23 protein-coding genes are annotated in these 22,090 nt (G+C 68.6%); 16 read left to right on the top strand and 7 right to left on the bottom strand.

Annotated elements, in window-relative coordinates; translation table 11 throughout:
- Positions 1–22: 22 nt before the first annotated feature.
- The 8 genes from QZ647_RS05325 (at position 23) to QZ647_RS05360 (ending at position 8,212) form a co-directional block, all read left to right on the top strand.
- Positions 23–3,298 carry a hypothetical protein gene (locus QZ647_RS05325; RefSeq protein ID WP_291271170.1) on the top strand — a complete coding sequence of 1,092 codons (3,276 nt, stop codon included), beginning with the start codon at positions 23–25 and terminating at the stop codon, positions 3,296–3,298.
- 74 nt (positions 3,299–3,372) lie between these two features.
- Positions 3,373–4,110, top strand: coding sequence for an LPS export ABC transporter ATP-binding protein (gene lptB, locus QZ647_RS05330; protein WP_291271171.1), 738 nt, complete (start codon positions 3,373–3,375; stop codon positions 4,108–4,110).
- Positions 4,110–5,678 (top strand): RNA polymerase factor sigma-54, encoded by a 1,569-nt coding sequence (gene rpoN / locus QZ647_RS05335; protein ID WP_291271172.1) that lies wholly within the window; start codon positions 4,110–4,112, stop codon positions 5,676–5,678. The genes lptB and rpoN overlap by 1 nt, the downstream gene beginning before the upstream one ends.
- A 52-nt stretch (positions 5,679–5,730) precedes the next feature.
- Entirely contained in the window at positions 5,731–6,054 is a 324-nt protein-coding gene (gene raiA, locus QZ647_RS05340; RefSeq protein WP_291271173.1) for a ribosome-associated translation inhibitor RaiA, read from the top strand.
- Between the two features lie 74 nt (positions 6,055–6,128).
- A complete protein-coding gene (locus QZ647_RS05345; protein WP_291271174.1) occupies positions 6,129–6,293 on the top strand; it encodes a hypothetical protein in 165 nt (54 codons plus the stop codon).
- Between the two features lie 2 nt (positions 6,294–6,295).
- Entirely contained in the window at positions 6,296–7,405 is a 1,110-nt protein-coding gene (locus QZ647_RS05350; RefSeq protein ID WP_291271175.1) for a CofH family radical SAM protein, read from the top strand.
- Positions 7,406–7,434: 29 nt separating this feature from the next.
- Complete coding sequence (locus QZ647_RS05355; protein ID WP_291271176.1) at positions 7,435–7,848, top strand: hypothetical protein; 414 nt, start codon at positions 7,435–7,437, stop codon at positions 7,846–7,848.
- A 76-nt stretch (positions 7,849–7,924) separates the two neighbouring features.
- Entirely contained in the window at positions 7,925–8,212 is a 288-nt protein-coding gene (locus QZ647_RS05360) for a hypothetical protein (protein ID WP_291271177.1), read from the top strand.
- 3 nt (positions 8,213–8,215) lie between these two features.
- Here the strand turns inward: QZ647_RS05360 and QZ647_RS05365 are convergent, their stop codons facing one another.
- Together QZ647_RS05365 and QZ647_RS05370 are read right to left on the bottom strand one after the other, a co-directional pair.
- The gene (locus tag QZ647_RS05365) at positions 8,216–11,551 is read right to left on the bottom strand and encodes a serine/threonine-protein kinase (RefSeq protein ID WP_291271178.1); all 3,336 of its coding nucleotides are present in this window, start codon (positions 11,549–11,551) and stop codon (positions 8,216–8,218) included.
- 60 nt (positions 11,552–11,611) lie between these two features.
- Entirely contained in the window at positions 11,612–12,766 is a 1,155-nt protein-coding gene (locus QZ647_RS05370) for a 5-(carboxyamino)imidazole ribonucleotide synthase (protein ID WP_291271179.1), read from the bottom strand.
- A 63-nt stretch (positions 12,767–12,829) separates the two neighbouring features.
- On the opposite strand from QZ647_RS05370, the gene QZ647_RS05375 reads away from it, so the two are divergent.
- The 3 genes from QZ647_RS05375 (at position 12,830) to QZ647_RS05385 (ending at position 14,697) form a co-directional block, all read left to right on the top strand.
- On the top strand, positions 12,830–13,315 hold the full coding sequence (locus tag QZ647_RS05375) for a MogA/MoaB family molybdenum cofactor biosynthesis protein (protein WP_286353370.1): 486 nt from the start codon (positions 12,830–12,832) through the stop codon (positions 13,313–13,315).
- Between the two features lie 31 nt (positions 13,316–13,346).
- The gene (locus tag QZ647_RS05380) at positions 13,347–13,562 is read left to right on the top strand and encodes a hypothetical protein (RefSeq protein ID WP_291271180.1); all 216 of its coding nucleotides are present in this window, start codon (positions 13,347–13,349) and stop codon (positions 13,560–13,562) included.
- A gap of 73 nt (positions 13,563–13,635) precedes the next feature.
- Complete coding sequence (locus QZ647_RS05385; protein WP_291271181.1) at positions 13,636–14,697, top strand: cysteine synthase family protein; 1,062 nt, start codon at positions 13,636–13,638, stop codon at positions 14,695–14,697.
- On the opposite strand, the gene QZ647_RS05390 is transcribed toward QZ647_RS05385, so the two are convergent.
- Positions 14,698–15,432 (bottom strand): hypothetical protein, encoded by a 735-nt coding sequence (locus QZ647_RS05390; RefSeq protein ID WP_291271182.1) that lies wholly within the window; start codon positions 15,430–15,432, stop codon positions 14,698–14,700.
- A gap of 56 nt (positions 15,433–15,488) precedes the next feature.
- Here QZ647_RS05390 and QZ647_RS05395 point away from each other — a divergent pair, with 56 nt between their 5' ends.
- The 5 genes from QZ647_RS05395 to QZ647_RS05415 all read left to right on the top strand — a co-directional run bounded on the left by QZ647_RS05395 (position 15,489) and on the right by QZ647_RS05415 (position 19,680).
- Positions 15,489–16,001 (top strand): YqgE/AlgH family protein, encoded by a 513-nt coding sequence (locus tag QZ647_RS05395; protein ID WP_291271183.1) that lies wholly within the window; start codon positions 15,489–15,491, stop codon positions 15,999–16,001.
- A 165-nt stretch (positions 16,002–16,166) separates the two neighbouring features.
- Complete coding sequence (locus tag QZ647_RS05400) at positions 16,167–17,489, top strand: ammonium transporter (protein WP_291271184.1); 1,323 nt, start codon at positions 16,167–16,169, stop codon at positions 17,487–17,489.
- 29 nt (positions 17,490–17,518) lie between these two features.
- Positions 17,519–17,860, top strand: coding sequence for a P-II family nitrogen regulator (locus QZ647_RS05405; RefSeq protein ID WP_286353364.1), 342 nt, complete (start codon positions 17,519–17,521; stop codon positions 17,858–17,860).
- A 68-nt stretch (positions 17,861–17,928) separates the two neighbouring features.
- Positions 17,929–19,338: a deoxyribodipyrimidine photo-lyase gene (locus QZ647_RS05410; protein WP_291271185.1), complete on the top strand. Its 1,410-nt coding sequence runs from the start codon at positions 17,929–17,931 to the stop codon at positions 19,336–19,338.
- Between the two features lie 60 nt (positions 19,339–19,398).
- Complete coding sequence (locus QZ647_RS05415; protein ID WP_286353361.1) at positions 19,399–19,680, top strand: 2Fe-2S iron-sulfur cluster-binding protein; 282 nt, start codon at positions 19,399–19,401, stop codon at positions 19,678–19,680.
- A gap of 28 nt (positions 19,681–19,708) precedes the next feature.
- On the opposite strand, the gene recR is transcribed toward QZ647_RS05415, so the two are convergent.
- Genes recR through QZ647_RS05435 form a run of 4 tightly spaced genes read right to left on the bottom strand, consistent with a single transcriptional unit; the run spans position 19,709 to position 22,061 of the window.
- On the bottom strand, positions 19,709–20,308 hold the full coding sequence (recR, locus tag QZ647_RS05420) for a recombination mediator RecR (RefSeq protein WP_291271186.1): 600 nt from the start codon (positions 20,306–20,308) through the stop codon (positions 19,709–19,711).
- A 16-nt stretch (positions 20,309–20,324) separates the two neighbouring features.
- Positions 20,325–20,627 (bottom strand): YbaB/EbfC family nucleoid-associated protein, encoded by a 303-nt coding sequence (locus QZ647_RS05425; RefSeq protein WP_286353359.1) that lies wholly within the window; start codon positions 20,625–20,627, stop codon positions 20,325–20,327.
- Between the two features lies 1 nt (position 20,628).
- Entirely contained in the window at positions 20,629–21,147 is a 519-nt protein-coding gene (locus QZ647_RS05430; protein WP_291271187.1) for a DUF2062 domain-containing protein, read from the bottom strand.
- A complete protein-coding gene (locus tag QZ647_RS05435) occupies positions 21,144–22,061 on the bottom strand; it encodes an AIR synthase related protein (protein ID WP_291271188.1) in 918 nt (305 codons plus the stop codon). Before QZ647_RS05435 ends, QZ647_RS05430 begins: the two co-directional genes overlap by 4 nt.
- Positions 22,062–22,090: the final 29 nt, after the last annotated feature.

Here is a 22,090-nt window from a genome sequence, read left to right on the forward strand (position 1 = left end):
AAACCTCGTATTAGGAGGCACCATGCCCCGATTCCGTTCCCTCGCGCCCCTGGCCTTCATCCTGGTGGCCGCACCGGTCCTGGCCGCGCCCAAGCCCGCCGTCAAATCGGAGGTCGCGGCCGCCAAAGAATCACCCCTGGCGGCGATGCCCTTCCGGAACATCGGCCCCGCCGTCACCTCGGGCCGGGTGGGTGACATCGCCATCGATGCCCGGAAACCGGACACCTGGTATGTGGCGGCAGCCTCCGGCGGTGTGTGGAAGACCCTCAATGGGGGCACCACCTGGTCGCCCATCTTCGACAAGGAAGGCTCCTTCTCCATCGGCTGCATCACGATCGACCCCCGCGATCCCCTCACGATCTGGGTGGGCACGGGCGAGAACAACTCGCAGCGCTCCGTGGCCTACGGCGATGGCGTGTACCGCAGCCTCGACGGCGGGAAGACCTGGGAGAACATGGGCCTGAAGACCAGCGAGCACATCGCGAAGATCCTCGTGGATCCCCGGGACAGCCGGGTGGTGTTCGTGGCCTCCCAGGGCCCGTTGTGGAAGGAAGGCGGGGAGCGCGGGCTCTACAAGTCCACGGATGCAGGGAAGACCTGGAAGGCCGTGCTCACCGTGGACGCCCATACCGGCGTGACGGATGTACTCATGGACCCCCGCAACCCGGATGTGATGTACGCAGCCTCGTACCAGCGCCGGCGCCATGTGTGGGGCATGGTCGACGGCGGCCCCGGCGCGGGCATCCACAAGAGCCTGGACGGCGGGCTGACCTGGACCCGCCTGAAGGAGGGCCTGCCCAAGGAGGACATGGGGCGCATCGGCCTGGCCATCCCCGAGAGCGAACCGGACACGGTCTACGCCACCATCGAAGCCGCCAACAAGGCGGGCGGCTTCTTCCGCAGCACCGACGGGGGGCGGAACTGGGAGCGCCGCAACGAAATGGTGTCGGGGAGCGCTCAGTATTACCAGGAGCTCTTCTGCGATCCCAAGGATGCGAAGCGCGTCTACTCCATGGACACCTGGATGCAGGTGACCGACGACGGCGGCAAGACCTGGCGCCGCGTGGGCGAGACCCACAAGCATGTCGACAACCACGCCCTCTGGATCGATCCCGCGAACACGGACCACCTGATCTCCGGCTGCGACGGCGGCGTCTACGAGAGCCGCGACCGCGGCGCCACCTGGGAGTTCAAGGCCAACCTGCCGATCATCCAGTACTACCGCGTGGCCGTGGACAATGCCCGACCCTTCTACACCATCTACGGCGGCACCCAGGACAACTACTCCATGGGCGGCCCCAGCCGCACCCGCAACCTGCACGGAGCCACGAACTACGACTGGTTCGTGACGCAGGGGGGCGATGGCTTCTACAGTCAGGCGGACCCCGAGGATCCCGACACGGTGTATTCGGAAAGCCAGTACGGCGGACTGGCCCGCTTCGACCGCCGCACGGGCGAGCGGGTGGAGCTCCAGCCCCAGCCGGCGCCCGGTGAAGAGCCCTACCGCTGGAACTGGGACGCGCCGCTGCTGCTGAGCCCGCACAACTCGAAGCGCCTCTACTTCGCCGCGCAGAAACTCTTCCGCAGCGATGATCGCGGAAACAACTGGACGGCCGTGAGCCCTGATTTGACGCGGAAGATCGACCGCAGCCGCCTGAAGATCATGGACAAGGTCCAGAGCGTGGATGCGGTGGCCCGCAACGCCTCCACCAGCTTCTTCGGCAACATCGTGGCCTTCACCGAGAGCCCCAAGGTGGAAGGCCTGCTCTATGCCGGCACCGACGATGGCCTCATCCAGATCAGCGAGGATGGCGGCAAGACCTGGCGGAAGGTCGAGCGCTTCCCGGGCGTGCCCGACCTCACCTATGTGGCCTGCCTCAGCGCGAGCCCGCATCAGGCCGGCACGGTGTACGCCGCCTTCAACAACCACAAGACCGGTGACTTCAAGCCCTACCTGATGCGCTCGCGGGATCGCGGACGCAGCTGGGAAGCGCTCGCCGGAGGCCTGCCCGAGCGGGGCAGCGTCCATACCGTGCGCGAGGATCCGGCCCGGGAGGGGCTTCTCTACTGCGGCACGGAGTTCGGCCTGTTCTTCAGCCTTGATGCCGGCAAGTCCTGGTCGAAGTTCACGGACCTGCCCACCATCGCCGTGAAGGACCTGGCCATCCAGGCCCGGGAGGGTGATCTGGTCGTGGCTACCTTCGGGCGGGGGTTCTATGTCCTGGATGACCTGACCGCCCTTCGCGAAGCCCGCGCCGAGCATTTGGAGCAGGAGGCCCACCTGTTCGGCCTCCGGCCCGCCCTCGCCTATGTGCCCGCGGTACCTTTTGGAGGGCCTGGGAAATCCTTCCAGGGGGAGGCCCTCTTCCTGGCGCCCAACCCGCCGTTCGGTGCGGTGTTCACCTACCATGTGAAGACGGAACCGAAGACGCTGAAGAAGCAGCGCCAGGCTCAGGAGAAGGAGGCCGCGAAGGCCGGGCAGGATCCCGTGATCCCCTCCTGGGATGCGCTGCGCGCAGAAGACCGTGAGCTCCCGCCCGCGGCCGTGCTGACCATCACCGCGGCTGACGGCCAGGTGGTGCGCCGCATCACGGGGAAACCCGAGAAGGGCCTCCACCGGGTGGCGTGGGATCTGCGCTTCCCGAATCCCGCGCCCATCCGCCTGAAGGTTCCGGGTGAGCGAGATCCCTGGGATTACGGGGCCCACGGGGCCCTGGCCGCGCCGGGCCGCTACCAGGCCACGCTCGCCTTCCAGGTGGATGGGGTGCTGAAGCCCGTGGCCGGCCCCGTCGCCTTCGAGGTGAAGCCCCTGGATGCCGACCGCCTCTCGCCGGCCCAGTGGACGGAGTACAGCGCGTTCTGTGCCCGCATGGGCGAGGCTCAGCGCGCGGCCATGGCCGCTTCGGAGCGCCTGACCGAAGCCCAGAACCGGCTCGACCATGTGCGGAAGGCCCTCTTGGAAGCGCCGGCGGCGGATCCGGCCCTGCTGGCCCGGGCCCGCACGCTGCATGTCGACCTGAAGGACCTCCGCAGCCTGCTCAGTGGCGATGCCACCGTGGCCTCCCGTCAGGAGCCCACGGTCCCGGGCATCCTGGGCCGCGTTGGCGAGGTCACGGGCAGCGTCTGGGCCACCACTCAGCTGCCCACGGGCACCCAGCGCCAGAACCTGGCCTGGGCCGAGGAGGGGCTCAAGACCTTCCAGGGCCGATTCGACGCCGCCTCGGGGCTGCTGAAGGGGCTGGAAGACGCCCTGGAGGCCGCCAAGGCCCCTTACACGCCCGGGCGCACTTCCCGCTAGGGGATTTCCCGCCGCGCGCCGACCAGGCGCGCGGCCCCGGCGCGATCGGGCAGCCAGTATGTTCTGATAGAGCCATGACCGAGCAGACTCCCTGCCTTGAGGCCGTGAACCTCCAGAAACGCTATGGCGACCGCACCGTGGTGCGGGATGTGAGTCTCTGCGTGGGCACGGGCGAAGTGGTGGGGCTGCTGGGGCCCAACGGGGCCGGCAAGACCACGACTTTCTACATGGTGGTGGGTGTGGAGGCCCCGGATCGCGGCAGCATCCGCTGGCTGGGGCAGGATGTCACAGCCCTGCCCATGCATCGGCGGGCACGACTGGGCATCGGCTACCTGGCCCAGGAGTCCAGCGTGTTCCGGGGTTTGACGGTGTGGGAGAATCTCATGGCGCTGGCGGAATTGCAGCCGGTCCCGAAGGCGGAGCAGAAGGACCGCTGTGAACGGCTTCTGGCCGACTTCCACCTGGACAAGGTGCGCGACACGCTGGGCATGAGCCTGTCGGGCGGCGAGCGACGGCGCTGTGAACTGGCGCGGGCCCTGGTGACCGAGCCCCGCATCATGCTTCTGGACGAGCCCTTTGCCGGCGTGGATCCCAAGTCCGTGCTGGAGATCCAGGGCCTCATCGCCGACCTCAAGGCGCGAGGCATCGGCGTGCTCATCACCGACCACAATGTCCGCGAGACCTTGCAGATCGCCGACCGCGCCTATATCTTGGCGGACGGGATGATCATGAAACACGGCTTGCCCAGTGAGATCGCAGAGGATCCGGACATTCGCCGGGTCTACTTGGGCGACCGGTTCAGGCTGGACTGATGGCAGCCGGTCCCTTCCTCTCCCAGCGCCTGGCCCAGAGCCAGACCCTCGCGCTCACGCCAGCCATGCAGCTGAAGCTCAAGCTGTGGCAGATGAACCTGCAGGAACTGTCGCAGACCATCGAGCGGGAACTCGAGGACAACCCCCTGCTGGAGCTGGCCGATGACAGCGATGAGGTACCCACCCTCGAAGCCATCGAAGAAGGCCGCGATTCGGATGTGACGGAAGGCACGGGTGATCAGGCCTCCGATGGCGTCGAACTGCCCGAGGGGGTGGACACCGTCGATCTGGGACCGATGCTGGACGCGGCGGGTGAAATGAATCCCGAAAACGATCTGGAGCGGTTCACGGAAGAGGGCGTGGCCCAGGTCCAGGAAACCGAACTGGGCGCAGAGAACAGCTGGGACCAGGATCTTCCCCGCACCAGCAACCTGCCGGAGGAGGATCGCCTCTCCTGGGAGGACCGGCTCAGCGCCTTTGAGTCGCTGCAGGATCATCTGGTGGGCCAGCTCTACGAGACCCTGGAGCACGAGGACCCCCGGGCGCCCCTGGTGGAGCGGCTCATCGACCGGATGGACCCCAAGGGCTTCATCCGCCTGGATCCCGACCAGCCTTCCGTGGAGGTCAGCCCTGCGGCATTGGCGGCGGATTTCGGCGTCACCGAGGAAGAGCTTCGCGCGGCGCTGGATGTGCTCCAGGAGTTCGATCCCTCCGGTGTGGGCTGCTTCACGGTGCAGGAAAGCCTGCTGCTTCAGCTCCGCCACGCGGGCGCGGAACCCGACGATCTGGCCGTCCGCATCATCCAGGATCATTCAGAGCAGCTGTCCCAGCGCGACAGTGGCAAGCTCCGCAAGGCCCTGGGCTGCACGGAGGAAGAGCTCTGCCTGGCCATGGAACAGCTCAAGCACCTCAACCCCTCCCCGGGCCGGGCCTTTGACCCCGAGGGCGAGCGGGTGGTGAAGCCGGATGTGGTGGTGCTCCGGGGCGAGGACGGCAACTGGAAGGTCTACCTCAACGATGAAGGGCTTCCGCGGCTGCGGGTGAACGGCGAATATCCGCGTTTCATGGCTTCCAGCGAAGCCAAGTGCGACAAGGATTTCATCCGCGAGCGGTTCCGCAGCGCCCGGGACTTCATTCGAGGCGTGGAGGACCGCAACCGCACCGTGCTCCGCGTGTCGGCCCAGATCGTGGAACTGCAGAAGGAATTCATCGAACACGGCATCGAGCGCCTGCGCCCCATGGTGCTGCGCGATGTGGCCGAGGCGACGGGCTTCCACGAAAGCACCATCAGCCGCGTGGTGAAGGCCAAGACCATCCACACCCCGCAGGGCCTCTACGACCTGAATTACTTCTTCTCGGCCCGGCCCAAGGAATCCGACATCTCCGCCACCGTGGTGAAACACAGGATCAAGGCCTTCGTGCAGGCCGAGGATCCGGCCAAGCCGCTCTCCGACGAGGCGATCGCCGGGCTGCTGGAACGGGATGGCATCAAGGTGGCGCGCCGCACGGTGAACAAGTACCGGGAGGAACTGAAGATTCCACCAGCTTCCCAGCGCCGGCGCCGATAACAGGGCCGGATCCACGATCCACGGGCCACCCGGCCCTTTTCAGGAGTGTCCCATGAAGGTCAACTACACCGGCCGCCACATGGAGCTCACCGAGCCCCTGAAGCAGTTCACGAAGGAGCGGCTGGACAAGATGGCCACCTACCTGGACGACATCATCGATGTCCATGTGATCCTGAGTGTGGAGAAGCATCGCCACGCGGCCGAGATCACGCTGAAGACCCGCGCGAGCGCCTTCGTCGCCTCCGCCACCACGGACGACATGTACGCCAGCATCACCCAGGCTGTCGAGAAGCTGGATGTGCAGGCCCACAAGCTGCAGGACAAGCGCAACACCCGCCCCCACGAAAGTGCCAAGGCCGGCGCCGTCGAAGAGTAGGCGTCCCTGGCTTTTCCGACCAAAGGCGGCCCCGCGGGGCCGCCTTTGGTATCCTTGAAGATCCGGAGTCCGCCATGCCCGATCCCACCCACCTCTACGCCCCCAAGACCACCACCGAGCCCACCCAGATCTGCGAGAAGTGCCGGAATCCCTACACGCTGGATCACTTCCAGCACGGGATCGAGGGGCAGGACTGCGTCTGCCGCCGCTGCCTCCAGGTGATGGGGTACAAGGTCTAGACATGCTCAAGAGCGTCACCTCGCCCGAAGCCATCCTGGAGGGCGTGCTCCAGGGGCGCCGAATCTCTGCCGCGGAAGCCCTGGTGCTTCTCGAGCAGGCCGAGCTGCCCGACCTCGCCGTCGCCGCCACCGTGGTCCGGGACCGCCATGCCGATCCGCGGCGCGTCAGCTATGTCATCGATCGCAATGTCAATTACACCGATATCTGCAATGTCTACTGCACCTTCTGCGCCTTCTACCACAAGCCCGGCGACACGCGCGGCTATGTGCTGACGAAGGAGCAGCTGAAGCAGAAGGCCGAGGAAACCCAGGCCATCGGCGGCACGGGCTTCCTGCTCCAGGGCGGCGTGAACCCGGATTTGCCCTGGGACTACTACCTGGATCTGGTTCGCTACCTCCACCACGATCTCGGCATCTGGGTCCACGGCTTCTCGCCGGTGGAGATCCAGATGATGGCCAAGCTGAGCGGCCAGACATTGGGCAAGACCATCGCGGATCTGCGCGAGGCGGGCCTCGGTTCCATCCCCGGTGGCGGCGCCGAGATCCTGGTGGACCGCATCCGCAAGAAGATCGCTCCCCTGAAGGGTGGCCGCGACAAGTGGCTCGAAGTGATGGAAGCCGCCCATGAAGAGGGCGTGAAGACCACGGGCACCATGATGTTCGGCATCACGGAGACCCTGGCCGAGCGCATCGAGCATCTGGAGGCCCTGCGCGACCAGCAGGACCGCGCCCTGGCCCGGAACAATGGCGGCGGCTACACGGCCTTTGCGGCCTGGCCCTTCCAGAGCGGCCACACGCCCTGGGAAGGCAAGGTGCCCAAGCCCACGGATGTGGAGTATCTCCGCACCATCGCCGTGGCGCGCATCTTCCTCGACAACTTCGCGCACATCCAGAGCAGCTGGGTCACCATGGGCCGCAAGACCGGCCAGCTGGCCCTGCACTACGGCTGCGACGACATGGGCAGCCTCATGCTCGAGGAGAATGTCGTCAGCGCCGCGGGCACCTGCTACAGCGTGAACAAGGACGAGATGACCCGCATGATCCGCGCCGCCGGCTACGAGCCCTGGCAGCGGGACAACATCTACGGCGAGGTTCCGGCCCGGGTCGGGTAGCTCGGCCCGCCATTCAGCAGGGAGGCCCGATGCGGTTCCTGTTCCTCACCCTGCTTCTGCTGACGGGCCTCGGCTGCCGGCATCCCGAATCGACGACCCCGCCCCAGGCCCGGCTCATCGTGCGGTTCCTGGATCGGGATGCGGTGCTGGATCTGGGTGCCGCGCCCGCTGAAGGCCCCTGGCGGCTGATGAACGCCGGCGAGTGGGAACCCCTGGAGGTCCGCTGGAAGCCGGGCACTCTGCGCCTGGGCGCCGCCGTGGTGGGTCGTACGGCCCCGGACTGGGTGCTGTTGGAGGACCCGGCCCAGGACACCCACCGCGTCGTCATGCGCGGCCCCGGCCCCGAAGAGCTCGCCCGCCGCAACGAGCGCATGGATCCCGGTGACCGCGACGCCCTGGCCGTGCTGGGCGTGCTGTGGGTGCTGGGATGGACGCGGTGGTGAGGGCGGCCTCTTCGTGTTGGAGCAGGTTCAGCGCGGCTGATCCGGTAGCCTGTCGGCAGCGCATCAAGGAGCTTCCATGAACCGGCTCACTTCCATCGTCGTGACGGTCGAGACTGACGGCGGTCCCCAGACCTTCCCGGTGGATCTCGACCAGAACTGCCTCCTGGTCTGGGGCGATGCGGGTTGGAGTGTGCTGGCGGATTACTACGACCAGGTGAAGCACGATCCCGCCATGGCCAAGGAGGTGCGGGACCGCGCCTGCCCCAAGGCGAAGCCGAAGGATGCGGCCACGGCTCCTGAAGCCGGGGGCACGGCCCTCATCGCGCTGAAGACCCCCGACTGTCTGCCCTCCGAATGGCCGTGAGGCTCAGGGCATCCCGAGGCTGAGGGCGGTCCGGCGCAGATTGGCGTCCAGGCTGAGGGCCCGGTTCCAGGCCTCCCCGGCACGGGCCGCGGCGCGCTCGTCGCCGCGCCGGGCGGCCTCCTGTTCGGTCACGGCGATCCAGAGCCAGGCTTCGGCATGGAGGGGATCCAGTTCCAGGGCCTTCCGGGCGGCGGCCAGGGCCTGGATCCGGTCCTGGGCCCGGCCCCGGTGGCGATAGACCCGGGCCAGGACCTCCGCCAAACCAAGCTGGGACTTGGCCAGGCCGCCCTGGGCCACCGCCCGGCGGAAGGCGGCCATGGCCTGAGCCCAGTCCGGGTCGGGGGTGCCCTCGGAGGCCAGGCGGAGGCGGCCGCGCAGGAGGGCGAGTTGGCCTTTGAGGTATTCAGTCTGGTCGGGCACCGAGGATCGGTGGCCAAGCCGCTCGAAGTGATCCGCCGCTTCCGCCAGCATCGGCCGGGGATCCTGGCCCAGCTCCAGCCGGCTCTGGGCCCGCCCCAGTGCCGCCTCGGCCAGGGCGTTGTGGGCTTGGAGGAGGTTGGGGTTGTCCGTCAGGACGCGCTGGTATTCCTCGGTGGCCCGTCGAAAGTCCTCTTCCCCGCCGCCCTGGGTGGCGAGGAGATACTGAGCCCGGATCAGATGGGCGTCGCCTTCGCTCCAACCCGCATGGCGGAGTCGGAGCCCCCGGCGCGCGGCGGCGCTCAGGGCCTCCAGGGCGGCGGCTACGGAGGGACGGGGGTCCAGGCCATGGCGCCGCTCGTACTCCGCCCGCTCCACCCAGAGGCTGGCCAGGCCCTGGTATCCGCCGATGAAGTCGGGAAACCGGTCGCGCAGGGCCAGCGCCTGGGTCAGCCCCTCCTCGAAGGTGGCCCAGGGGGGGGTGCCGGTGTTGATCTCCCAGGTCATGCGCCGCATGCAGGCGCTGGCGAGCAGGGCGGGGAAGAGGGGCTCCTGCGGATGGCGCAGGCGGGCCTTCCGGGCCAGCTCCTGGGCCTCCTGGTAGAGGGGCAGAGGGTCCATCCGGCGGGCCCGGTGATCGCGGATGCCGATGACCAGGAGCACGGGGATGCGGGTGGCCAGGATGGCGGGGTCCTCCGGAGAAAGCTGCAAGGCCTCGGCGGACAGGGCGGCGGCTTCCTGGAGGGCGGCCCGGGTCTCCGGAGCGTTCGGGGGCCGCAGCTCGGCCCAGCGGATGAGGGCCCGGGCCAGATTCGCGGGGGCCTGGCCGCCATCGGGCTGAAGGGCGCGTGATCGCCGAACGGCCTCCCGGCATCGGAGGAGAAGGGCATCGGCCTGGCCCCCCGAAGCGAGGCGCTGGACGACCTGCTCGGCCAGGACGCGAACTTCGGCCAGGGCCGTGGCGGGGTCGCTGGGACCCAGACGCCGGGCATCGGCTAGTGTGGCTTCGGCCTGCTGCAGCAGCAGGAACGCCTCCACGGGGCTGGGCAGGGCCTTGGCGGATTCCAGGAGGGCCTCACCCTCCAGGCGCTTGGCTTCGAAGAGCCAGGGCGTGGCAGCCAGGGCCGCCCGGGCCCGGACCTGGGCCTGGTCCCACTGTCCACCCATGAAGGCCACCAGGGCTTCGTGGTAGGCCGGGGCTTCCAGGGCCGCAGAAGCGCCTTCCCGCAGCCGCGTGAGGGCGAGGGCGCGCAGGTCGCGGGCCAGCTCCTTTTCCCGCGCCTCGCGCAGTTCGCGGGAGGGCAGGGCCCGGGCGAGATCCAGCGCCCGCTGGTAGCTGGCGGCCAAGGCGCGACCCAGGGCCAGCGAGACCTCAGGGCCTTTCAATCCGCTGTCCCAGGCCTGCTCCAGGAGCTGCCGGGCGGGCTCCACCTCGCCCAGGGCCAGATGGCCGCGCCCCAGGGCGTAGGCCGCAGGACCCGCGGCCAGGGGACCCACGCGGCGGGCCTCGACTTCCAGTGCGGCCATGCGGGCCCGGGCCTGGGCCAGCTCAGGCCGCACATCATGGGGCGGGAGCAGGTGGGCATAGCGCAGCACGGCCTCGATGCGCTCCGCCTCCTGGCCGAAATGCTGGGCATGACGGGCCCGGGCCTGCGCGGAAGCCGCCGTGGCCATGGCCACGCCTGCCAGGGCCAGGATCGCCACCAGGGCGGTCCCCGCCACCGCCGTCACCAGCCGGTGTCTCCGGATCCAAACGCGCACGAGATAGGCGAGCGAGGGCTTCCGGGCCAGGATGGGTTCTCCCTCGCGCCAGCGCCGCAGGTCCTCGGCCAGGGCGAGGGCGCTCGGATACCGCCGAGCGGGATCCTTCTCCAGGCATTTGCGGGTGATGGTGTCCAGGTCCTCCGGCAGGTTCGGGACGAGGCGGCGGAGCGGCGGCACTTCCACCTCGAGGGTCCGGCGCAGGACCTCCATCCCGTCGAAGGCGGCAAAGGGGGGTTCGCCTGTCAGGGCCTTGTGCAGGGTGGCGCCCAGGCCGTAGACATCGGTCCTCCGGTCGATTCTCGCGTGGTCGCTCTGGGCCTGCTCGGGGGCCATGTAGTGGAGCGTCCCCACCGCCAGCCCCTGCTGGGTGAGCTGCTGGTTCTCGTGCCCCCGGGCGAGGCCGAAGTCCAGGATGGCGGGCGTCAGCCCTGCCTCTCCGCGCTGCACCATGATGTTGGCGGGCTTGAGGTCGCGGTGGATGAGTCCCGTGCGGTGGGCCGCATGGATGGCCTCTGCCACGGTCTCCATGATCTGGATAATCTCAGGCCGCGTGAGGTTCAGGCGGGCGACATCGAGGGTCTCGCCCTCCAAGAACTGCATGGCGATGTAGCTCTGGCCCTGCCACTCGCCCACCTCGTAGACGCGGCAGATGTTCGGATGGTCGATCCGGGCCTGGTGCTGGGCCTCGAGGGAGAACCGCGCCACGAGGTCCGGTTCGTCGCGTCGGAGGAACTTGAGGGCCACGGTGCGTTTCAGGGTGGGGTCGTAGGCTTTGAACACTCGCCCCATGCCGCCCTGGGCCAAGAAGCGCAGGTTCCGGTAGTGCTTCCAGGCGGGCAGGGTCAACACCCGGAGCACCTGGCGCCCGCTGGAGCCGGGCTCGCTTTCGGGGGCGGGAAGGCTGTCCCAGGGATCCTCTCCCGGGGCCCGGAGGTGGGGCGCGATTTCGGAGCTCTCTCCGGACACGCGGGGAACCCGAGGCTTCCCGCACAAGTGGGGCCGGGAGTCTGGCGTCAGCGTGTCGTCGGTTTCGGCGAAGCGGACCAGGGCTGTCGCTTGATCGCCGCCGGAGGTGGAAACCGAGGCGGCACCGGAGGACCCGGGATCCGCCTCGTCCTGGCGGGAGTCCGGCCTGGGCTCCTGCGGGTCGCTGTCCACCACCGCCCTCCTCCGGTCAGAACGAGTGTGGCCCGGGATGGCCCGGCGGCTCAAGGCGCATCATCCCCGCAGGGCTTCCCGGGCGGCGAGGACCTTCGCCAGGGCTTCCTCCGGCGTGTCGGCCAGGGCGGTGAGGTGGCCCATTTTCCGGCCGGGGCGGGCGTCGGTCTTGCCGTAGAGATGCAGCTTCACCTCGCGATGGGCGAGGAGGCGTTCCCAGGCGGGCTCGCCGTCTGCCGGCCACAGGTCGCCCAGCAGGTTGGCCATGGCGGCGGGGCGGAGCAGGGTGGTGTCCCCCAGGGGCAGGCCGCAGACGGCGCGCACCTGCTGCTCGAACTGGCTCGTGACGCAGGCGTCGATGGTGGCGTGGCCGCTGTTGTGGGGTCGAGGCGCCAGCTCGTTCACCAGCAGCTCGCCTCCGGGCTTGAGGAAGAACTCCACGGTCAGCATGCCCACCACGCCCAGGGCCTTGGCGATCTCCAGGGCCATGGCCTGGGCCCGCGCGGCGGCGGCGGCAGGGATGCGGGCGGGGAAGACGGTCGTGTCGAGGATGTGATTCTGGTGGGCATTCTCGGCCACGGGCCAGACGCTGGTCTCGCCGGTGGCGGACTGGGCACAGATCACGCTGCATTCCAGCTCGAAGGGCACCCAGGCTTCGAGGATGCCCTGCTGGCCGCCCAAGGCGGCGAAGGCCGGGCCGATGTCGGCGGCGCCCATCAGCTTCTTCTGCCCCTTCCCGTCATAGCCGAAGCTGGCGGTCTTGAGCACCGAGGGGAACCCCAGCGCGGAGGTCGCCTCATGGAGCTCGGCCTCGGTGTTGATCTCGCGGAAGGGCGTTACGGGAAAAGCGTGCTCGGCCAGGAACCGCTTCTCGCGGAGCCGGTGCTGGACGGTGTGCAGCACATGGGCCCCGGGGTGCATGGGCCGGATCGTGGCCACGGCCTCGAGGGTTTCCGCCGGAATGTTCTCAAACTCGACGGTCACCACATCCACGCCCCGGGCCAGAGCCTGGGCGGCGTAGACATCGTTGTAGGCGGCGCGGATCTCGAGATCGGCCACCTGGCCCGCGGGGCAGTCGTGGCCAGGATCCAGGGCGTGGACGCGGAAGCCCAGGTTGCGGGCCGCCAGGGTGAACATGCGGCCCAGCTGGCCCCCGCCGAGCAGGCCCAGGGCGGCCCCGGGACGGATGGATCTGGACAGGGATGCGTCGGCCATGGCCCATTGTGGCATCCTCAGATGGGACATGCCCAACCGATGCCAACTCAGGGAGGACTCCGCATGGATCGCGTGCACCTCGTCACCCTCTCGGACCGGGCCTCCAAGGGCGAGTACCAGGACCAGTCCACCCCCTTGCTGACCAGTTGGCTGAAGGGACAGGGCGTGGCGGGGGTCACCGCCTCGCTCATGCCGGATGATCCGGCGGTCCTGGAGGTGGATCTGCGCCGGGCCGTGGCCGAGCAGGTGCCCCTGATCCTCACCTGCGGGGGGACGGGATTCGGCCCCCGGGACACGACGCCCGAGGCCACGCGCCGCGTCATCGAGCGGGAGGCTCCCGGCATTTGCGAACTCATCCGCGCCAAGGGCGGCCATCCGCTGGCTTTCGCCAGCCGGGCGGTTTGCGGCATCGCATCGCGTTCGGTGATCCTGAACCTTTCCGGCCGTCCGGCTGCGGCGCTGGAGCAGATCCAGCTGGCTTGGCCGCTGCTCCTCCATGCGGTGTCGGTGCTCCGCAAGGAAGGCGAAGCGGGGGGGCCCTGCACTTGAACCAGACGGGCTTGAAGGGGGCGGGGCGATCATGAAGGTCTGGGTGCGCATCAACCATGTGGGCTGGGTGCACCTCTGGCGCACCCGCGAGGCCTTCGACGCCGCCGAGCCCTCGGCCCACTTCCTCAATGGCCGCACGGATCCGCGCTGGATCGAAGTGGCCCTGAGCCCCGATCAGCGCCGGAGAATGGGGGCGGGGGAGCTGGTGGAGATCGAGGACCCGGGGTATTTTCTCGACGAAGATTAGCCCGTTCGCTTCTGGATGAACAAAGGATCCCGCCGTGCGATGGTGAAGGCCTCCTTATGGTGAGGCCCCCGGAATGATCGAGATTCAGCAGACCCTCCGAACCCTGAGCCGCCTGGTGGGCTGTACGCCCCTGCTGGCGGTGGATGTCCGGTTTCGCGGTCAGGCGCGTCGGATCTACGCCAAGGCCGAGAGCTTCAACTTCACGGGCAGCATCAAGGACCGGATGGCCCTGCATGTCCTCCGGAGGGCTCATGAGAGCGGCGCCCTCAAGCCCGGGGCGCCCATCGCCGAGGCCACCAGCGGAAACACCGGCATTTCCTTCTCGGCCCTGGGCCGGGCTCTGGGGCACCCCGTGACCATCTTCATGCCGGACTGGATGAGTCAGGAACGGAAGGACCTGATCCGCTCCTTCGGCGCGCAGATCCGCCTGGTGAGCGCGGTCGAGGGCGGGTTCCTGGGGTCCATCCGGCTCAGCGAGGTCTGGGCGGCGGAGACGCCGGACGCCTACCTGCCCTGCCAGTTCGCCAACGAGGTCAATGTGGAGGCCCACGCCACCACCACGGGCCCGGAGATCTGGGCCCAGCTCGCCTCGAAGGGGCTGAGGCCGGATGCCTTCGTGGCCGGCGTGGGGACGGGCGGCACGGTGATGGGCGTCGGCCGTTTCCTCAAGGGCATGGATCCCGGCATCCGGATCCATCCCGTGGAGCCCTCCAACTCCCCCACCCTGCACACGGGCCACAAGACGGGGAAGCACCGCATCCAGGGCATCTCCGATGAATTCATTCCCAGCATCGTGAAGTTGGATCAGATGGACGACATCCTGTCCGTGGACGATGGCGACGCCATCCTCATGGCCCAGAAGCTGGCGGATCGGGGCCTGGGCGTGGGCATCAGCAGCGGGGCCAACTTCCTGGCGGCCCTTGAGGCCCAGGACCGGCTCGGCCCGGAGGCGGTGGTCGTGACGGTCTTCAGCGACAGCAACAAGAAATACCTCTCCACCGACCTGATGAAGGCCGAACCCCTCAAACCGGGATTTCTCAGCCCGGAGGTCGAGCTGATCGGAATCGGACAGGCCATCCGTGTCTGCGAGGTCTGCATCCAGGGCGGGGAAAAAGTCCGGGACTGCGGCTGCTAGCTAGGGCCGCAGGACGGCGGCCTCCAGCCGGTGGTACAGGGCCAGCAGGGAGCAGCTGAGCCAGAGGTTCATGACGCCTCCCAGCAGGTTGAAGAGCCAGAAGGCGGGATGCTTCAGCCGCAGCAGGGCGCTGGGCCCCAGGTCGGGATCCGCCGTGGGGAGCAGCCGTTCCAGGCTCCAGCCCGCGGCGACCTGGTAGACCAGAGCCACCAGCATCATGGCCAGCACCGCCTGCACGATCCGCGGCCAGTGGCGGACCATCGAGGCCTGGCTCCAGCGGAGGGCGGTCAGCGGCGCCTCTCCGCGGAGCAGCATGCGCATCGGCGCCCAGCCGAACAGGGTGAGGATCACGATGCCCGGCACGAGGAAGAGCAGCAGCCCGAGTCCGATGATCACGCTGAGTCCGAGGCGGACGAGGAAGGCCAGGGCCCAGCGTCGATCAAAGCCTTCCCGCCAGGCGGCGACCGGGTTGCCGGGGGTGTCCAAGGTCTCGGCGTCCAGCCGGGCCTGTAGCTTCGGCACGAAGTACATCTCCAGGGGAAGGAGACCCGCGAAGCCGAAGATGGGCTGGGTCAGCAGGCTGGGCGTCGCGCCGGCCGCCAGTTCCAGTGCGGGGCCCAACTGGGCCAGCACCATGGCCAGCAGGACCAGGCTGAAGGCGAGCCAGGGATGGCGGAGGAGGAGGGCCACCCCTTCGCGAAGGGCGCCGAGGTGGGATGGTAGGGGCGTACGCATCCTTCCAGGCTATCCGGGCTCCCGGACTGGGGCGGTGGGCTATCATCATCGGCATCATGACGCCCGAAGCTCCTTGTCTCCTGGTGGCCAGCCCCGCGCTGTTGGATCCCAATTTCCTCCATGCGGTGGTGCTCATCGTGGAGCACGACGAGGAAGGCGCCCTGGGGCTGGTGCTGAACCGTCCCCTGCCGCTGTCCCTGGCCCAGGTCTGCGAGGAGGGCGGCATGGCCTATGAGGGTTCCGCCGAAGCCACGGCCTGGCGGGGCGGTCCCGTGGATCCCCAGCGGGGCATCCTCCTGGTGCAGGGCGGGTTGCCCGAAGAAGAGGACACCGTGGTGGACCTCACGCACTTCGTGAGCCATCGCAAGGATCTGCTGGAAGCCCTCCTGGGAGATCCCACGGCCCGGTACCGCCTGTTCCTGGGCTACGCCGGCTGGAGCGCCGGCCAGCTGGATCAGGAGCTTGAGCTCGGAGCCTGGACCCGCCGCCCCGTGGTGTCCGAGTGGCTGCTGCATCCCGATCCCACCGGGCTCTGGCAGGTGGCGTTGGGCAGCGAGACCAGCGGGTGACCTGAAGGGAGCTCCTCCTCCAGCTTGGCGAGCGGCTCGGGGCCTGTGCGGCTGGGTTATGCCTGTATCAATATTTTTTATGTCGGGTGGATGGCTTATTAAATTGATTTAGAATCCAGGACTTTATTGCATGGGTTGGATCCGCACGCTTTTTCGGAGGAACCGATGACCTGGAAGCGATCCCTTTCGCTCGCCGCCATCCTGGGTGCGGGGCTTCCCCTGGCCGCCGGGACCGCCGGTCCGGTGAACGATACGGGCACCACGGCGTGGATGCTGACCTCCACCACCCTGGTGCTGCTGATGGTGCCGGGGCTGGCCATGTTCTACGGCGGGCTGGTCCGCACCAAGAATGTCCTCGGCACCATGATGCATTCGTTCTCGGCCATGGCCGTGGTGGGCGTCCTCTGGACGGTGGTGGGCTACGCCCTCAGCTTCGGGCCCAACGCCCTGGGCGGCCTCATCGGCTGGAGCCGCGGGCTGGTCCTCCTCCGCAGCATCGACCACACGATCCTTCCTGCGGGCGTGCCCGAGTACGCCTTCGCCATGTTCCAGGGCAAGTTCGCCATCATCACGCCCGCCCTGATCGCCGGGGCCGTGGCGGAGCGGATCTCGTTCCGGGGCTGGGTGGCCTTCATCACGCTCTGGGTGCTCTTCGTGTACTGCCCGCTCTGCCACTGGGTGTGGGCCTCGGATGGCTACTTCTTCAACCTCGGGGCCAAGGGGGCCATCGACTTCGCCGGCGGCACGGTGGTGCACATCTCCTCGGGCGTGGCCGGCCTGGCCCTGGCCCTGTTCCTGGGGGCCCGCCACGGCTATCCGAAGACCGCCATGGCCCCGAACAACCTGACCTTCACCCTCATCGGCGCGGGCCTGCTGTGGGTGGGCTGGTTCGGCTTCAACGCGGGCTCGTCCATCGCCTCGAATCTGGAGACCGCCCGGGCCCTCACGGTCACGCAAGTGGCGGCGGCCGCGGGCGCCCTCACCTGGGTATTGATCGAGACCATCCGCGAGGACAAGCCCACCAGCCTGGGCATGGCCTCGGGCATCCTCGCGGGCCTGGTGGTCATCACGCCCGCGGCCGGCGTGGTCCAGGTGGGCGGGGCCCTCGCCCTCGGGGCCATCGCCGCCTGCACCTGCTACGGCATGATCCTGTTGAAGAATCGGCTGGGCTACGACGACTCCCTGGATGCCTTCGGGATCCACGGGACCGGCGGCATCGTCGGGGCCCTGGGCCTCACCTTCTTCATCCGGGATTCCTGGTGGGCCGAAGCCGCAGCCAAGTCGCCCGGCTGGGGGGTGCTGGCCCAACTGAAGGTCCAGGCCTTCGCGGTGGGCGCCACCATCGTGTTCTCCGTCGTCATGACGCTCCTCATCGCCTGGCTGGTGGAAAAGGTCGTCGGTTTCCGCGTGGCCGAGTCGGTGGAGAAGACCGGCCTCGACCACGAGATCCACGGGGAACGCGCCTACGGGCTGAACAATCTCAATTAGGCCGAACCAGGCTGAATCAGGAGGATCCGATGAAGCTCATCACCGCCATCATCCCTGAAGAGAAGCTCGACGAGGTTCGCGAGGCCCTGATCGAAGCGGAGATCGAACGGATCACCGTCTCCCGGGTGAGCGGCCACGGGCGCCAGCAGGAGATCGTGGTCCAGCGGGGCAAGAAGGTCGTGCCGAACCTGATCCCCAAGATCCAGATCACCATCGCCTGCAACGACGACTTCGAGGGCATCACCGTGGACACCATCATCCGCACGGCCCGCCATGGCGCGGGCGAGGTGGGGGACGGGAAGATCTTCGTCCAGGACCTGAAGGAGTGCATCCGCATCCGCACCGGCGAGCGGGGCGGCCAGGCCATCTGAAGGCGGAGGCGAGGATCGTCCAGGTTCCGGTGGGACCTGGATGCCCGGATCTCCGCTAGGCTCGCAGGATGCGGAGCATCGTGTGGTTCCGGGGCAAGGACCTGCGCGTGGCGGATCACGGTCCGCTGGCGGAGGCTGCGGCTTCGGGCGAGGTGATCCCGCTGTTCGTGCTGGATCCCTTCTTTTTCGCGCCGGAGCGGGCCCGGGAACTGCCCCACCGGATGCAGTTCCTGCTGGAATCGCTGAAGGCGCTCGAGGCCAGCCTCGCGCAGATGGGCTCGCGCCTGCTGGTGGTGCCAGGGCGCAGCGTGGAGGTGGTGCCGCGGCTGGCGGCCCAATGGCGGGTGGATCGCGTCTTGGCTCACCGCTGGGTGGAGCCCTTCGGCCGGGAGCGGGATCGCCGGGTGGGCGAAGCCCTGGCGCACCAGGGCACCGGGTTCCGCCTGTTCGAGGGGGAGACCCTGCTGCCGCCGGGGTCTGTTCGGAATGGGCAGGGGGGTCCATTCCGGGTGTTCACGCCCTTCGGGAAAGCCAGCATGGCTCGGATAGATCTACCGTTGGTTCAATGTTTGCATCCAAAACTTCCACCACTTCCTGAGGGTATTTCCGCTGACGAGGTTCCCATCCCGGCCCTGGCCGACCTGGGGATCGACGCGAACCCGGGGCTTCTGCGGGGAGGTGAGGAGGCCGCCCGGGAGCGCCTGCGGGCCTTCCTGGCCGGGCCTCTGGCGAGCTACGGCACGGATCGGGACCGCATGGACCGCCCCGGAACCTCGCGGCTCAGCGCCGATCTGAAGTTCGGCACCCTCTCCGTGCGGTCCGTCTGGCGGGCGGTGGCGGCGAGCGGCCAGGGCGAATCCGCGCGGCGCTACCTCAACGAGCTGCTTTGGCGTGAGTTCAGCCACCACCTGCTGTGGGAATGGCCGGAGCTGCTGGAACGCCCCTTCCGCGCGGAGTTCCAGGCCTTTCCCTGGCGGGAGGATGAGGCCGCCTGGAGGGCCTGGACGGCAGGCCTCACAGGGTATCCCGTGGTCGATGCCGCCGCCCGGCAGCTGAGGGCCGAGGGGTTCGTCCACAACCGGGCCCGGATGGTGGCCGCCAGCTTCCTGGCCAAGCACCTGCTGCTGGACTACCGGCGCGGCGAAGCCCATTACCTGACCTGGCTCGCCGATGGCGATTGGGCCGCGAACAATGCCGGCTGGCAGTGGAGCGCGGGCTGCGGCTGCGACGCCCAGCCCTGGTTCCGCATCTTCAACCCCACCTCCCAGGGCCTGAAGTTCGATCCGGATGGCGTCTATGTGAAGCGCTGGCTGCCTGAATTGGCTGCGCTGCCCCCGGGCCTCGTCCATGAACCCTGGAGGGCCCCCGCGGCGCTCCGCGGAAGGTTGGACTACCCCGAGCCGATCGTGGATCACGCCTGGGCCCGGCAGCGGTTCCTCGCGGCGGCGAAAGCGCACCTGGGACGCCAGGCACCCTGATACAGTGGGGGGGGCTCATGGTCCCTTATCTTGATTGCTTTATTTACTTACGGGTATTCCATGCACACCATCCGATTCGACGGCAAGAAACCCGGAACCGCGGACTGCGAGCAGGAGACCGCCCTCCTGGCGGCCAGCACCCGGGCGGGCGTGCCGCTGCCCCACCGCTGCGGCGGCCATGCGCGCTGCGGGACCTGTCTCGTGACCGTGGTGGAGGGTGCTGAGCACCTGAGCGAGAAGGGGGCCATCGAAACCCGGGTGCTGGGCGTGCTCAAGGCCGGGGCCGACCAGCGCCTCGCCTGCCAGACCTGGGCGAAGGGCGATGTGAGCGTGAAGTACTAGCCTCCGCCTAGCCCACCGGCCCCATCGGCTATCCGACGGGTCTCCGCCCTTCCATGGCGCGATCCAGCGTGAGTTCGTCGGCGTATTCGAGGTCGCTGCCGATGGGGAGGCCCAGGCCGATGCGGGTGGTGCGGACGCCGATGGGTTCCAGGATGCGGGCCAGCCAGCTGGCGGTGGCCTCGCCATCCACCGTGGGGTTGGTGGCCAGGATGACTTCCTGGATGGCGTGATCCTCCAGCCGCTTCAGCAGCTCGCGGATGCGCAGCTGGTCGGGGCCTACGCCGCGCAGGGGGGAGATCAGGCCTCCCAGCACATGGTAGCGGCCCCGGAAGTGGCCGCTGCGCTCGAAGCTCAGCACATTGGAGGCTTCCGCCACGATGACGAGGCTGGTGGCATCCCGCCGGGGATCGAGGCAGATGGGGCAGGTGGGCTGGTCCGTGAAGGCGCCGCAGACCTGGCAGAAGCCCACCCTCTCGGCGGCCTGCTGCAGCTGGTGGGCCAGGTGGGCCATGCCTTCCGGGCCCTCTTTCAGCAGGTGGAGGGCCATCCGCTGGGCGGACTTCGCGCCCACGCCCGGGAGCTTCTGGAGGCTCTCCACCACGGCCTCGAGCGGCGGCGGCAGCTTCATGGGCGAGCCCCAGCCCTCATAGTCCCAGGCCAGGCAGGTTGAGGCCCGCGCCCATGCCGCCCATCTGCTTCTTCATGGCCTCGTCGGCCTTGGCGGCGGCATCGTGGAAGGCGGCTACCAGCAGGTCTTCGAGCATGGAGGGATCTTCGGGATCCATGGCGTCCTTGGCGATGGAGATGCCCTTCAGCTCCTTGGAACCGTTGAGGGTGACCTTCACGAGCTCGCCGCCGGCGGTGCCCTCCACGCGCAGATTGGCCTGAGCCTCGGCGAGCTTCGCCTGCATCTGCTGGGCCTGTTTCATCAGGAAGCGCATGTCCATGTCAGTCTCCAGGAAGGGGGGTGGGCGTGGGCCTGGGGGAGCGCAGCCGGTGGGCCAGCCGCAGCATCAGAAAATATCCCACAGGTATGGCCACCGCGCTCAGCGCGAAGCCACCCAGCAGGTAGGGCGCGAGGATGGGCTTGAGCATGGCGGCCGCGGCCTGGAAGCCCTCGCGGGAGGTGAAGCTCTGCCAGCCGATGCTCTTCCAATCCACGCCGCTGAGATCCAGGTGCAGGCCGCGCCCCAGCAGCAGGTTGCCGAAGAAGGTCGAAGCCGTGGCGATGGGCACCATGGTCCAGGGATTGTTCGTGAAAGCGCCCAGAAAGGTGAGCGGGCGATGCAGCTTCCGCGTCAAGGCGCAGGCGATCAGCACCAGCCCCGTGTGCGTTCCCAGCAGGGGGTTCCAGGCGATGGAGAGCCCCAGGGCAAAGCTCCAGGCCAGATGGTGCGGCTCCAGTCCCGGATCGGCCAGAAACCGCTTGGTGCGGGCCCAGAGGTGCGATTTGTCGTGATGCGTCATGAAGATCCGAAGTGATCGAAGCTGAGGTCGGGCAGGGGGAGCAGCGAATCCCCATCATAGGCCAGGAGGGGGGCCACCCCGCAGGGCATGGCCGTGCCGACCGGAAGGAGGGGCAGGCCCAGCCGCGATTCCAGATCCGCTTGGGGCAGAGAAGTGCCGAAGCAGCGGGCATAGTCCTCGCCGCCCTTCCGGGCATCCTCGTCCAGGGCCGGGTCCAGCACGATGCTGAGACCCGAGGCCTCGGCCAGGTTGCGGAGATCCCGGCTCAGGCCATCGGACAAATCCAGGCAGGCATGGACCTCGGGGATCTCCGCCAGCCGGAGGCCGAGGCCCAGCCGCGGGCGCGGGGCCAGGTGGGCCTCCAGATCCGCATCGGGATGGGCGGGATCCCAGCGCTGCCCCGCCTGGAGCTTCCGCAGGCCCCGGAGGCTGGCGCCGGGGCGCTGGTCCACGAAGATCCGATCGCCGGGCCGCAGACCATCGCGCCGCAGCCAGCGGGCCGCGAACCCGAAAGCCGTGAGGCCCAGGCCCAGACCCGCAGGCCGGCCCACCGTATCCCCGCCCAGAACCTGGACATCGGCCTCCCGGGAGGCCCCGGCCAGGCCCGCCAGGAAGGCCGCCAGCCAGGGGCCGTGGATCTCCGGCCCCAGCGCCAGGGTGAGGGTGTAGCCGAAGGGGCGGGCACCGGAGGCGTCCAGGTCCGACAGGTTCACGGCCAGGAGCTTGCGGGCCAAGAGGTCCGGCGGATGCCAGTCGAGGCGGAAGTGCTGGCCGGATTCCATGAGGTCCGTGGTCACCAGAAGGCGGTGGCCGGCCGGGGTGGGGGGCAGGGCGCCGCAGTCGTCCACCAGGCTCTCGCCTCCGGGCAGCAGGGTCCGGATCTGGGCAAGAATTCCCGTCTCCTGCAGGCTCATGGGCGGACCTCCGTCACAAGTCCAGTCTC

The sequence above is a fragment of the Geothrix sp. genome, from assembly GCF_020622065.1.
GTDB lineage: Bacteria > Acidobacteriota > Holophagae > Holophagales > Holophagaceae > Geothrix.

Coding starts and splice junctions, on each gene's coding strand:
- QZ647_RS05325 (WP_291271170.1), top strand. CDS start 23: ATGCCCCGATTCCGTTCCCTCGCGCCCCTGGCCTTCATCCTGGTGGCC.
- lptB (WP_291271171.1), top strand. CDS start 3,373: ATGACCGAGCAGACTCCCTGCCTTGAGGCCGTGAACCTCCAGAAACGC.
- rpoN (WP_291271172.1), top strand. CDS start 4,110: ATGGCAGCCGGTCCCTTCCTCTCCCAGCGCCTGGCCCAGAGCCAGACC.
- raiA (WP_291271173.1), top strand. CDS start 5,731: ATGAAGGTCAACTACACCGGCCGCCACATGGAGCTCACCGAGCCCCTG.
- QZ647_RS05345 (WP_291271174.1), top strand. CDS start 6,129: ATGCCCGATCCCACCCACCTCTACGCCCCCAAGACCACCACCGAGCCC.
- QZ647_RS05350 (WP_291271175.1), top strand. CDS start 6,296: ATGCTCAAGAGCGTCACCTCGCCCGAAGCCATCCTGGAGGGCGTGCTC.
- QZ647_RS05355 (WP_291271176.1), top strand. CDS start 7,435: ATGCGGTTCCTGTTCCTCACCCTGCTTCTGCTGACGGGCCTCGGCTGC.
- QZ647_RS05360 (WP_291271177.1), top strand. CDS start 7,925: ATGAACCGGCTCACTTCCATCGTCGTGACGGTCGAGACTGACGGCGGT.
- QZ647_RS05370 (WP_291271179.1), bottom strand. CDS start 12,766: ATGGCCGACGCATCCCTGTCCAGATCCATCCGTCCCGGGGCCGCCCTG.
- QZ647_RS05375 (WP_286353370.1), top strand. CDS start 12,830: ATGGATCGCGTGCACCTCGTCACCCTCTCGGACCGGGCCTCCAAGGGC.
- QZ647_RS05380 (WP_291271180.1), top strand. CDS start 13,347: ATGAAGGTCTGGGTGCGCATCAACCATGTGGGCTGGGTGCACCTCTGG.
- QZ647_RS05385 (WP_291271181.1), top strand. CDS start 13,636: ATGATCGAGATTCAGCAGACCCTCCGAACCCTGAGCCGCCTGGTGGGC.
- QZ647_RS05390 (WP_291271182.1), bottom strand. CDS start 15,432: ATGCGTACGCCCCTACCATCCCACCTCGGCGCCCTTCGCGAAGGGGTG.
- QZ647_RS05395 (WP_291271183.1), top strand. CDS start 15,489: ATGACGCCCGAAGCTCCTTGTCTCCTGGTGGCCAGCCCCGCGCTGTTG.
- QZ647_RS05400 (WP_291271184.1), top strand. CDS start 16,167: ATGACCTGGAAGCGATCCCTTTCGCTCGCCGCCATCCTGGGTGCGGGG.
- QZ647_RS05405 (WP_286353364.1), top strand. CDS start 17,519: ATGAAGCTCATCACCGCCATCATCCCTGAAGAGAAGCTCGACGAGGTT.
- QZ647_RS05410 (WP_291271185.1), top strand. CDS start 17,929: ATGCGGAGCATCGTGTGGTTCCGGGGCAAGGACCTGCGCGTGGCGGAT.
- QZ647_RS05415 (WP_286353361.1), top strand. CDS start 19,399: ATGCACACCATCCGATTCGACGGCAAGAAACCCGGAACCGCGGACTGC.
- recR (WP_291271186.1), bottom strand. CDS start 20,308: ATGAAGCTGCCGCCGCCGCTCGAGGCCGTGGTGGAGAGCCTCCAGAAG.
- QZ647_RS05425 (WP_286353359.1), bottom strand. CDS start 20,627: ATGGACATGCGCTTCCTGATGAAACAGGCCCAGCAGATGCAGGCGAAG.
- QZ647_RS05430 (WP_291271187.1), bottom strand. CDS start 21,147: ATGACGCATCACGACAAATCGCACCTCTGGGCCCGCACCAAGCGGTTT.
- QZ647_RS05435 (WP_291271188.1), bottom strand. CDS start 22,061: ATGAGCCTGCAGGAGACGGGAATTCTTGCCCAGATCCGGACCCTGCTG.